The following is a 10586-nucleotide window of genomic DNA, read 5'->3' on the forward strand; positions in this document are numbered from 1 at the left end:
ACGAAAGCGGTTCAAGGAAATCTGGATCCTGCTGTGTTACTTGCACCATGGAATGTTATTGAAGAAAGGGCCAAACAAATTATTGAGCAGGGAATTGAACAACCAGGCTTTATCTTTAATCTAGGACATGGGGTATTCCCGGATGTAGATCCTGCTGTGTTAAAAAGGCTGACTGGGTTTATTCATGAATATTCTGGTGATTTATTAAGTAAGCGTGTGGGTAAATAATAACGACTTTAAAGGATATATAAAGAAAAAAGATACAAAATAGTAGAAAGGTGAGGTAATGAAAATGGGTCGCAAAAAAATGGGTCTTCTAGTTATGGCGTATGGAACTCCATATAAGGAAGAGGATATTGAAAGATATTATACAGATATTAGACATGGAAGAAAGCCGACAGATGAAATGCTTGAGGATTTAAGAAGTCGCTATGAAGCAATTGGTGGAATCTCGCCATTGGCAAAAATTACGATGGAACAGGCAAAGGGACTGGAAGCACATCTTAACGAAATACAAGATGATATTGAATTTAAAATGTATGTAGGCTTAAAGCATATTGAACCATTTGTAGAAGATGCGGTAAAATTGATGCATGAAGATGGAATAAAGGAAGCAGTAAGTATTGTATTAGCTCCTCACTATTCTACCTTTAGTATTAAATCTTATAATAATCGTGCAAAAGCCGAGGCCGATAAACTAGGAGGCTTGACGATTCACAGCATTGAAAGCTGGTATAAGGAGCCTAAGTTTATTAGCTATTGGGTAAATCAATTAAAAGAGACCTATAGCAAAATGACTCAAGAAGAAAGAGAAAACGCAGCGTTAATTGTATCCGCACATAGTCTACCAGAAAAAATTCTTCAATATGGAGACCCTTATCCAGAGCAATTAAAGGAAACAGCAGATTTAATTGCAAAGGGAGCAGGAATTTCCACTTATTATCTTGGCTGGCAAAGTGCTGGTAATACACCAGATCCTTGGCTTGGCCCAGATGTTCAGGATTTAACAAGAGATTTGCATGCTAAACATGGATATAAAGCATTTGTTTATGTTCCAGTAGGGTTTGTTGCAGAACATTTAGAGGTTTTATATGATAATGACTACGAATGCCTTGTCGTTACCGAGGAAGTTGGCGCAAGCTATTATCGACCCAAAATGCCGAATGCACAGCCGGAATTTATTGATGCATTAGCAACAGCAGTCTTAAAAGAAATTGCTGTGCCTGTTAAAGGATAAATCATAAAATAATTTTTTCTTGATATTATTATATTGTAAACGGAACCAAGTGATTTTTTAAAAAATCGCTTGGTTTCTTTTGTTGCAAGAGGTTTAACAGTATGATATATTCTTTTTTGTACTAACTGACCGAAATGTTATTTTAGTCAATTTTAGTTAATAGGACGATAAAACAAATATAAAAGTACGGGAAAGACCAATGGGAAAAGCATGAGACTAATTTTGTTTTCTCCCTACATATCGTATGAAAAATAGCGCATGGATTTGCTATTAAAGAAAGAGGTGGGATATATATGACTGTTGATCGCAGGAAGCTTATTTTAGAGGCAGCGACAAAATCATTTTCTATGTTCGGCTATAAAGCAACTACTATGGATCATGTTGCTAAAATCGCAAACGTCGGAAAAGGAACAATCTATACTTTTTTTAAGAATAAGGAAGAGCTCTTTTATCAAATCATTAATGATTTGATAGCAGAAATGAAGGAAAGAGCAGATGCGTCATTTGATCCGTCCTCGACGTTTATGGAAAATGTACATCGTGCATTGATGAATATGCTTGAGTACCGAAAAGAACATCAACTGACGGTTAAACTTTTTCAAGAACAACGAGAAATTGGTACTTTAGAAGTAAAGGAAGTTATCAGTCACTTAGAAAATGCGATTTTAAATTATATGAAAATACGTGTGCAAGAAGCTGTAGATAAAGGGGAAATTCAGGTAAAAGATCCAGCATTAACTTCCTTTATTATCTTTAAAGTATATTTAGCATTAATTTTTGAGTGGGAAAAAAATCACCCTCCTCTAAGTGCAGAGGAAATAGCTTCTAGTTTAGAAATGCATTTATTTTATGGATTATCAGGTGATTCCTTCGTTTCTAAGTAAAGGGAGTCATAAAAAATGGAGGGATATAACATGAAACAAAGTTTATTAAAGGCAGAGCTGTCCTCTATTTTTAAAAATAAAATGATGCTGATCTCTGTTATTGCTATTATATTTATTCCGATCTTATATGCAGGTATCTATTTATGGGCCTTCTGGGATCCTTATGGAAATTTAGATAAATTGCCTGTTGCAGTTGTTAATGAAGATACTGGAACAGAAATGAATGGGAAATCATTAGATATCGGAAAAGATTTAGTGGGAAATTTAAAGGATAGCGAAGATTTTAATTTTATTTTTGTTGATAAGGCAACTGCTTATAAAAATTTAGAAAATCAAAAGTATTATATGTTAATCGAGATACCGAAGGATTTTTCAGAGAATGCAACGACCTTGCTTGAGGATAATCCCCAGAAATTAGATTTGAAATATGTTTCTAATCCTGGATATAATTTTATTTCTTCTCAAATAGGAAATTCTGCAATTGAAAAAATAAAGCAAGGTGTTAGTAAAGAAGTGACGGAAACTTATGCTGAGTCCATTTTTGAGAACATTACAGAAATGTCTGATGGTTTGACAACGGCAAGCACTGGTGCGAAGGAGTTAGAAGAGGGAACAGATGAAATTAAATCTGGTACAGAAGAAGTGTATAAAAACTTAGAAACACTTGCTGAAAAGTCTATTCAATTTTCAGATGGTGTAAACAGTGCGAATGATGGCGTAAAAGAGCTGGCAAATGGAGCTGGTGATTTGAATAAAGGATTGTCCGAGCTGCAATCTGCACAAGGGGAATTAAGTACTGCTGCGCAGAAATTGCAAGCAGGAGATCAAACAATTCTTGATGGAGTTTCGCAAACGAAAGAAGGAATTGATACAGTAAAAGCCAATATTCCTTCGTTAATAGAAGGGACAAATCAGTTGCAAACAGGATCAGATACTTTAGCGCAAAGCTTAACCGAATGGAGCGATAAATCTGAACAATTGGCTGATGGAGCAAATCAGTTGAGTGAAGGTGCTAAAACTCTACAGGAAACAATTAATTCGATTATGCCGATGCTGCAAGGATTACCGGAAGAAAATCAACAGCAGTTGATAGCAGCAATGCAAGGGTTAGTGGACGGCAGCTCGTCTATTGCTACAAATACAGCAGCTTTGAGTCAGGCAGCTGGCCAACTAGCAGAAGGTGGAGAAAGTCTTTCAAGTGGTCTTGCCGAATTAAAGGAAGGACAAAACCAACTTCAAACAGGTGTCAATCAGTTAAGTGATGGTAGTAGCCAATTAGAAACCGGGGTAAAACAACAGGTAGCGGGTCAAGAACAATTTGTCTCTGGCATGAATCAGTATGCTTCTGAATTCTCAAAAGCTGTCGATGGTTCTTCTAAATTGGCTGAAGGTACCGATACGTTGGTAACAGGAATGAATACACTTGCAACAGGCTCGACTGCTTTATCAGATGGAACCAATTTGCTAAAAAATGGTTCAAAGGAATTGGTGAACGGAACGTCTTCCTTATTGGATGGTAGTAAAGAGCTTTCTTCTAAATTATCGGATGGAGCAGAGGAAGCAAGTTCGATTCATTCGGATGATAAAACATATGATATGATTGCGGAGCCAATCTTAGTCGATCAAGAAAAGGTATCAGATGTTCCAAACTATGGTACGGGATTAGCGCCATATTTCATCTCGCTTGGATTATTCGTTGGTGCATTAATGCTCTCTATTGTGTTCTCTTTTGCGGAACCAGAGGGACAGCCTAAAAGTGGTATTCGCTGGTTTTTAAGCAAAACAATTATTCTAATTGGAGTAGGTGTCTTACAAGCACTCGTTGCTTCCTTTGTATTGCTCGTTATTTTGGGTATGGAAGTTCAAAGTGTGCCATTGTTTATCCTATTTACAGTTCTAACTAGTTTGGTATTTTTCTCGATTATCCAATTTTTCGTTACGTTATTTGGTAATCCTGGGCGATTTATTATCGTAATAATTATGATTTTCCAATTAACAACAAGTGCAGGGACTTTCCCGTTAGAGTTAATACCAAATGTTTTACAACATATCCACAATCTTTTACCAATGTCTTATTCAGTAGCTGGCTTAAAAGCGGTTATATCTACTGGTGATTTTAGCTATATGTGGCATAATGCAGAGATTCTTGGTATTTATCCACTTGTGTTCTTTGCTGGTACAGCCTTTTACTTTATCTTTAAATATAAACGCCAATATACAAATAATGAAATGGAAGTTACGGTGGAATAATTAAATTGCTGTTGCTTTGTATCTTCACAGAAAAATCTATTGAACACGTAATCGATGGAAATTCGTGAAGCTACTTAGTAGCAGCTTTTTTACTTTCTTAAAAAATATCTTTCGCTTTAAAAAACTTTGCCAATTCTATGAAAAAAGTACAAATGAAGTGATTATTTCTCGTTTTTTCGTTATAGTATAAAAGGGCAATTAAATTCGGGAAAATAGGATATAATTCTACAAAATTATAAGGAGTGTCTTTTTATGCTATTTATAGATAATAAAGGGATTACAGATCCGCGTATTAATCTAGCAATAGAAGAGTATGCTTTGAAAAATTTAGATATAAATGAAACTTTTCTTTTATTTTATATAAATGAACCTTCTATCATTATTGGGAAAAACCAAAATACGATAGAAGAAATTAATACTGAATATGTAGAATCAAAAGGCATACATGTTGTTAGAAGATTGTCTGGTGGCGGTGCTGTCTATCATGACCTAGGTAATTTAAGTTATAGTTTTATCACAAAGGATGACGGGGATAGTTTTCATAATTTTAGAAAATTCACTGAGCCTGTTGTCCAAGCTCTGAAAAGCATGGGAGTAAATGCTGAACTAAGTGGTCGCAATGATCTTCTTGCTGAAGGTAGAAAAATATCTGGTAATGCACAATTTTCTACAAGAGGAAGAATGTTTACCCATGGTACATTGCTATTTGATTCTGAAATGGATCATATTGTGTCAGCATTGAAAGTGAAAAAAGACAAAATTGAGTCAAAAGGGATTAAATCAGTAAGAAGCAGAGTAGCGAACATTACTGAATTTCTTCCGAAAAAAATAGCAATAGAAGAATTTCGCCGCTTGTTATTAAGTTATCTTTTTGATGGGGAAGAAAATATTCAAGAATATGTATTAACAGAAGATGATTGGGAGAAAATTCATCAATTATCAAAAGAAAGATATCAAAATTGGGATTGGAATTACGGGAAATCTCCTAAATTCAATCTACAGCATTCTCATCGTTTCCCAGTTGGTCAAATTGATGTAAGATTTGATGTAGTAAAAGGAATTGTGAAAAACTGTAAGATATATGGTGACTTCTTTGGGGTCGGAGATGTAGAGGATATTGAAAAACGACTAATTGGTGTTCGCTATGACCGTTCCGAATTAGAAAAAGCATTAGAAGATGTTTCGATTAAACATTATTTTGGAAATGTAACAAAAGAAGATTTCTTGCAATTGATTTATTAATAATATAGAAGAATATTTTTTAGGCATCTAAAAATGATAGTGGTTATCCTATTATTTAGGATGCTTTTTTGCATACTTTGATGTTTTTTTTACGATTAATTGTAAAAAATAGTCCGTTTCATTACGTTACAGACACTTGCTGTCCTTTTTTTTCGCAGGAGTCAAGTGTCCTCGGTTTTAAATTACATATAGCTTAAACGATTGGACATAAACAAAATTAATACAAAAATATCTCCTTTTAGTTCTAAAAAAACTTTTTTGGACTACTTATTAATAATAGGTTGTACTAGGCAGGCAGGAGGGAGATTATGACTAGAAAAATTGGTTTTTACGCAGTAGTTGCCTATGTTTTATACGGCTTGTTTTTTTATTGGTATTTATTTCAACATACTAGTCCAACTTTGCCCTTTGAATACCAGGGGTCAAATGCGGATCCAAGTACTTTTCTAAATAGTAGAGAATTGGTATTAAGCGAAGAATACTCACGGGTAAGGAATTTCTTGTTTTTTATATCTACACCATTTGAATGGCTTCTTTACTTATTTATTTTGTTATTTGGTTTTTCAAAGGTGTTTAAAAAATGGGGAGAGGCGTCTGCTAAATATAAGTCGCTACAAACGGCCATTTATTTATTTTGGCTGACTATAACCGCATTTATTATGACCTTTCCACTTAGTTATATCAGTTATTCCTTGTCAAAAACCTATCATATTTCGACACAAAGCTTTCCTTCGTGGATGAAGGACCAATTGATTGATTTTTGGGTGAATTATGTTATTCTGTATCTCGTTGTTTTAGTCTTATATTGGCTAATGAGAAAGAGTCAAAAAAGGTGGTGGCTTTATGCATGGCTTTTATCCATCCCGTTTACATTATTTCTTACCTTTATCCAGCCTGTCGTCATTGATCCGCTTTATAATGATTTCACGCCTTTAAAGGATAAAGCATTAGAAGCTGAGATATTGAAACTAGCAAGTGCCTCAGAGATACCTGCTGATCATGTGTTTGAGGTGAATATGTCGGATAAAACAAGTGCATTAAATGCGTATGTTACAGGGATAGGAAGCAATGCAAGAATCGTGCTTTGGGATACAAGTTTAAAGGAATTAGAGAATGATGAGATATTATTTGTAATGGCACATGAGATGGCTCATTATGTAGAAAAACACATTTATATTGGAATAGGCATTTCCTTATTCTTTTCTTTATTTGGTTTATATTTTATTTATAAATTGATGCACTGGATTGTGAATAGATGGGGACATGCACTTCAAATAAGGAAAGTAGAGGATATACAATCCTTTCCTTTGGTACTTTTATTAATTTCCATGTTGCTGTTTGCTGTAAATCCGTTAACTAACTTGATTTCTAGGTATGAGGAAACAAGGGCAGATAATTATGCAGTCCAATTAACGGAGAATCCAGAAGCAGGTATTGTTACTTTTCAAAAATTAGCGAAAACGGGATTGAGTGAAGTAAATCCACCTTTATTAGTAAAAATATTCCGCTATAGTCACCCGACGATGTTAGAAAGAATTAGTAAGCTAGAAGAGGAAAGCATACGTTTGCAAAATCAGCAACAATAACCAATGTTCTAATTAACCAAAACGGCAGCCTGAATACGATTCGCTTTTGCAGAGCTTACTTGTCCTGTCCAGCGAGTCTATATGTATCCAGGCTGTTTAATATTTCTAAATAGCTAATTTTTCCTATTGAAAATGCACCATTCTTTTAGGAAACAGAAAACCAAAAGATAAAGGATGTCTCAAAGAGCTTAATCTTTCGCTTGCTGATTAGGCTCTTTGGGACATCCTTAAATTATTAAGAAATTCAGTTCTATCAAGTACCGAAGCGCTTACATAATAAATTGAATTTAATACTAAGTTCGTTGAATTTTTCTCTATCTCTTTCATCAATGGCTTTATCGATCAAGGACATCAAACTAGCTTTTTCATTGTTTAATTGAATTTCAGAAAGCAACATTTCAATGTAGAGGTCTTTTACATAAGTTTCTGTGTTTTTTTTCAGGCCACTTAACTTTGTAAACTCAGTGTATGACTTATCATTCATTGTCTTTCCCTCCTGATGCCTTTTTAATATTATATGGGAGAAATTGATAATTATCAATTAATTTTTTAAAAATTATGAAATTTGATTACAAAGTATGTCTATATTCTGAAAAATTAGATAATTGAGGGATTCATTAGGTAAAAAGTGCTATTATTAGAGAAGGTTATTAATAAAAGGAGTGGTTTATAGATGGATGAAAATTATGTAATAGTAGATAAGCATTGTATTAATTATCACACGCACGCAGTTTTGCCTTACATTTTTGCTAACGGTGCTATTTATTCAAAGATATATGAAAATAATGATGTTTTCTTGTGTAAACTCAGCCCGTTAATGATTGTCAAAAATACCTGCGATTATCTTGGTAGTTCCTATGAAGGGAGAAGGGAGGGAACACGTCGGCTAATGACTTATTATCATAAGATTCCTATTGTAATTGACGAATTTAATTCCGTTTATTTTTTTCCTACACATTCTCCTAGAAATAAGAACTGTGCATGGATTTCTCTTCATCATATTCTTGATATAAAAAAAATAGAAGCGTCCAAGGTGAGAATCACCTTTCAAAATTTGCAAAAGATAGAAATAGGGGTTTCTCTCTACACGCTGAGAAACCAAATAATGCGGACGAATTCGTTAAAAACTTTACAGCATTATAATTACGAAGCAAGTATTAATCCTAAGTTAACGTATAAAAGTGTGATGGATAAACAGAAAAAACTTGCAGAAAGACAAATGACTTATAAAAAAAAGGGAAGCAAACTGGATAACAATTGAACAGGTATTTTTTTATTTATTTTTGTTAACTAATAGTAAACCTTTTGTACAAATAATACTCTAATAATTCCTGGACTTTATTGCGAAGGCGTGGGTTAAAGTAATTATGATATTCCTCATAGCCGTTATAAATAAACAAAAACATGGTAAATGCTTCATCACGATTTACTTCTTGAATCTTCATTGCATGCTTATACATATAATTCTTCGTATTTTTCAACTCCGATTGTACTGCTTTCATTGTATTTTCTATAAGGTCTATATAAGGTTGTTTTAATTTAAAATTACCTATTTTGATGACCTGCAGATCCCGATTAAGTATAGTCAAAAGCATAGGAAGATAAATAGCCTTTTCCATCATGTCTCTTTCCATTTCAGGAATTCGTGTCATAATCTTTACCCCCTTCCTAATATAAAATAGAACATTTGTTCTGATATGATGATACCTGTTTTATTTGCTATTTTCAAGTAGATAATTATATTTTTTCATCGCCCATACTCAAATTTTATTGACTGTAAATGCAGGCAGTTAGATTTCACTTATTATATCTCTCAAAAATATTTTATAAGAAAAAAAGAAAGATAAGGAGGGAAAAGTATTTCAGTTGTCGAAATATATAATTACTTTAAATTAGGGAAGGAAGATGGAATTGAAAGAAAGTAAAAGAATAAATGCTGAAGATTTGTATGAATTAAAATCTGTGGTAGATCCACAGGTAAATGAAAAAGGGCAAGAGTGTTTATACGTGCTCACCTCCATTTGTAAAGAAACCGATAAGTATTACTCCAATATATTCTATAAGGATTTAAATACACTTGAAAGCTCACAATGGACGTTTGGCAAAGATCGAAACCATACTCCAAGATGGTCACCGAATGGAGAGCAAGCTGTCTTTATTTCCAATCGTTCTGGAAAAAACCAATTATTTCTATTAAGCAAAAAAGGAGGAGAAGCGAAGCAGCTTACTTTTTTAGCAAATGGAGTAAGTAATCCAGTTTGGTCTCCTGAGGGCAAAGAAATCGCTTTTCAATGTAATTTAAAAACGGGAGAAACATTAAAAGATAAAGAGAAGAAAAAGGAAGAGAAGGATGAAAAGGTTACTGCTTTAGAAGTAACTAATATGAAGTATAAATCGGATGGGAAGGGCTTTTGGGATGGAAGCTATGATCATATTGCTGTCGTAAACATAGAAAGTGGTGATATGGAGCAACTTACATCAGGAGAAAATAATTATTACTTGCAAAGCTGGTCACCAGATGGGCAATACATAGCAATTAGTACAGATGAAAGCAAAGAGAAGGATTTTAGCTTTATTTCCGATGTTTTTCTATATAACAGAAAAAAAGCAAGCTGGAAGAAGATTACAGAAAGCAATGGTAATTATGGAAAAGCAACATGGACGCCTGATAGTAAAAAGGTAGGATTAATAGGCAGTGGTAGAGAGTTCGAGAATGCCACTCTGTCAAAAATATGGGTATATGATCTAGAATCTGATTATTTACAATGCTTGACACCAGAATGGGACGTAAATGTTGGTGATTATGCAATCGGGGATTTTCAACAGGGATCCGTAACTCCTGGACTGCTATGGGGAGAAGATAATGAAAGCTTTACTTTTTTAGGAACTGATCATGGAAATACCATTGTTTATTTTGGGAATATTTCTGGAGCAATTTATCCATCCCTTATTGATAATCAGCATGTGTATGGGTTATCGACTGGAGGAAGTTTAAAAAGGGCAGTTGTGGCAATTAGTACCCCTATACACCCAGGAGATTTATATACATTAGATTTAGAGACAGGAGAGGTTCAGCAAATTACAGATGTAAATAAAGAGTTTGCTGAAACACATACATTTTCGGAAGCTGAGCCATTACAATTAATGTCTCGAGATGGCTGGGAGCTACATGGCTGGTTAATGAAACCACAAGGCTTTAAAGAGGGTGAAAAGTATCCAATGGTATTAGAGATTCATGGAGGACCGCATGCGATGTATGCTAATTCTTATTTCCATGAATTTCAAACACTAACTTCCAATGGTTTTGCGGTCTTATTTATAAATCCGCGAGGAAGCCATGGCTACGGACAGCAATTTGTAGATGCTGTACGTGGAGATTATGGCGGG

At 34.2% G+C, this 10586-nt stretch carries 10 protein-coding genes; 8 read left to right on the plus strand and 2 right to left on the minus strand.

Features of this window, described 5'->3' with window-relative positions; genetic code table 11:
* The 6 genes from RTL21_RS13280 to RTL21_RS13305 all read left to right on the plus strand — a co-directional run.
* Nucleotides 1-228: uroporphyrinogen decarboxylase family protein (locus RTL21_RS13280; protein ID WP_312096363.1), on the plus strand; the 228-nt coding region annotated here is incomplete at its 5' end.
* A gap of 64 nt (nt 229-292) precedes the next feature.
* The gene (gene hemH / locus RTL21_RS13285) at nt 293-1237 is read left to right on the plus strand and encodes a ferrochelatase (RefSeq protein WP_312096364.1); all 945 of its coding nucleotides are present in this window, start codon (nt 293-295) and stop codon (nt 1235-1237) included.
* Nucleotides 1238-1530: 293 nt separating this feature from the next.
* Complete coding sequence (locus RTL21_RS13290) at nt 1531-2121, plus strand: TetR/AcrR family transcriptional regulator (RefSeq protein ID WP_312096365.1); 591 nt, start codon at nt 1531-1533, stop codon at nt 2119-2121.
* A 30-nt stretch (nt 2122-2151) separates the two neighbouring features.
* Nucleotides 2152-4371, plus strand: coding sequence for a YhgE/Pip family protein (locus tag RTL21_RS13295; RefSeq protein WP_312096366.1), 2220 nt, complete (start codon nt 2152-2154; stop codon nt 4369-4371).
* Between the two features lie 252 nt (nt 4372-4623).
* Complete coding sequence (lplA, locus tag RTL21_RS13300) at nt 4624-5613, plus strand: lipoate--protein ligase (RefSeq protein WP_312096367.1); 990 nt, start codon at nt 4624-4626, stop codon at nt 5611-5613.
* Nucleotides 5614-5921: 308 nt separating this feature from the next.
* Nucleotides 5922-7199 (plus strand): M48 family metallopeptidase, encoded by a 1278-nt coding sequence (locus RTL21_RS13305; protein WP_312096368.1) that lies wholly within the window; start codon nt 5922-5924, stop codon nt 7197-7199.
* Nucleotides 7200-7452: 253 nt separating this feature from the next.
* Here the strand turns inward: RTL21_RS13305 and RTL21_RS13310 are convergent, their stop codons facing one another.
* Nucleotides 7453-7683, minus strand: coding sequence for an IDEAL domain-containing protein (locus RTL21_RS13310; RefSeq protein WP_312096369.1), 231 nt, complete (start codon nt 7681-7683; stop codon nt 7453-7455).
* A 189-nt stretch (nt 7684-7872) separates the two neighbouring features.
* On the opposite strand from RTL21_RS13310, the gene RTL21_RS13315 reads away from it, so the two are divergent.
* On the plus strand, nt 7873-8460 hold the full coding sequence (locus tag RTL21_RS13315) for a competence protein ComK (RefSeq protein ID WP_312096370.1): 588 nt from the start codon (nt 7873-7875) through the stop codon (nt 8458-8460).
* A 25-nt stretch (nt 8461-8485) separates the two neighbouring features.
* On the opposite strand, the gene RTL21_RS13320 is transcribed toward RTL21_RS13315, so the two are convergent.
* On the minus strand, nt 8486-8851 hold the full coding sequence (locus tag RTL21_RS13320) for a YhjD family protein (protein WP_312096371.1): 366 nt from the start codon (nt 8849-8851) through the stop codon (nt 8486-8488).
* A gap of 253 nt (nt 8852-9104) precedes the next feature.
* On the opposite strand from RTL21_RS13320, the gene RTL21_RS13325 reads away from it, so the two are divergent.
* On the plus strand, nt 9105-10586 hold a 1482-nt coding region (locus tag RTL21_RS13325), incomplete at its 3' end, for a S9 family peptidase (RefSeq protein WP_312096372.1).

Source organism: Niallia sp. (assembly GCF_031978665.1).
Classification (GTDB): Bacteria; Bacillota; Bacilli; order Bacillales; family Cytobacillaceae; genus Niallia.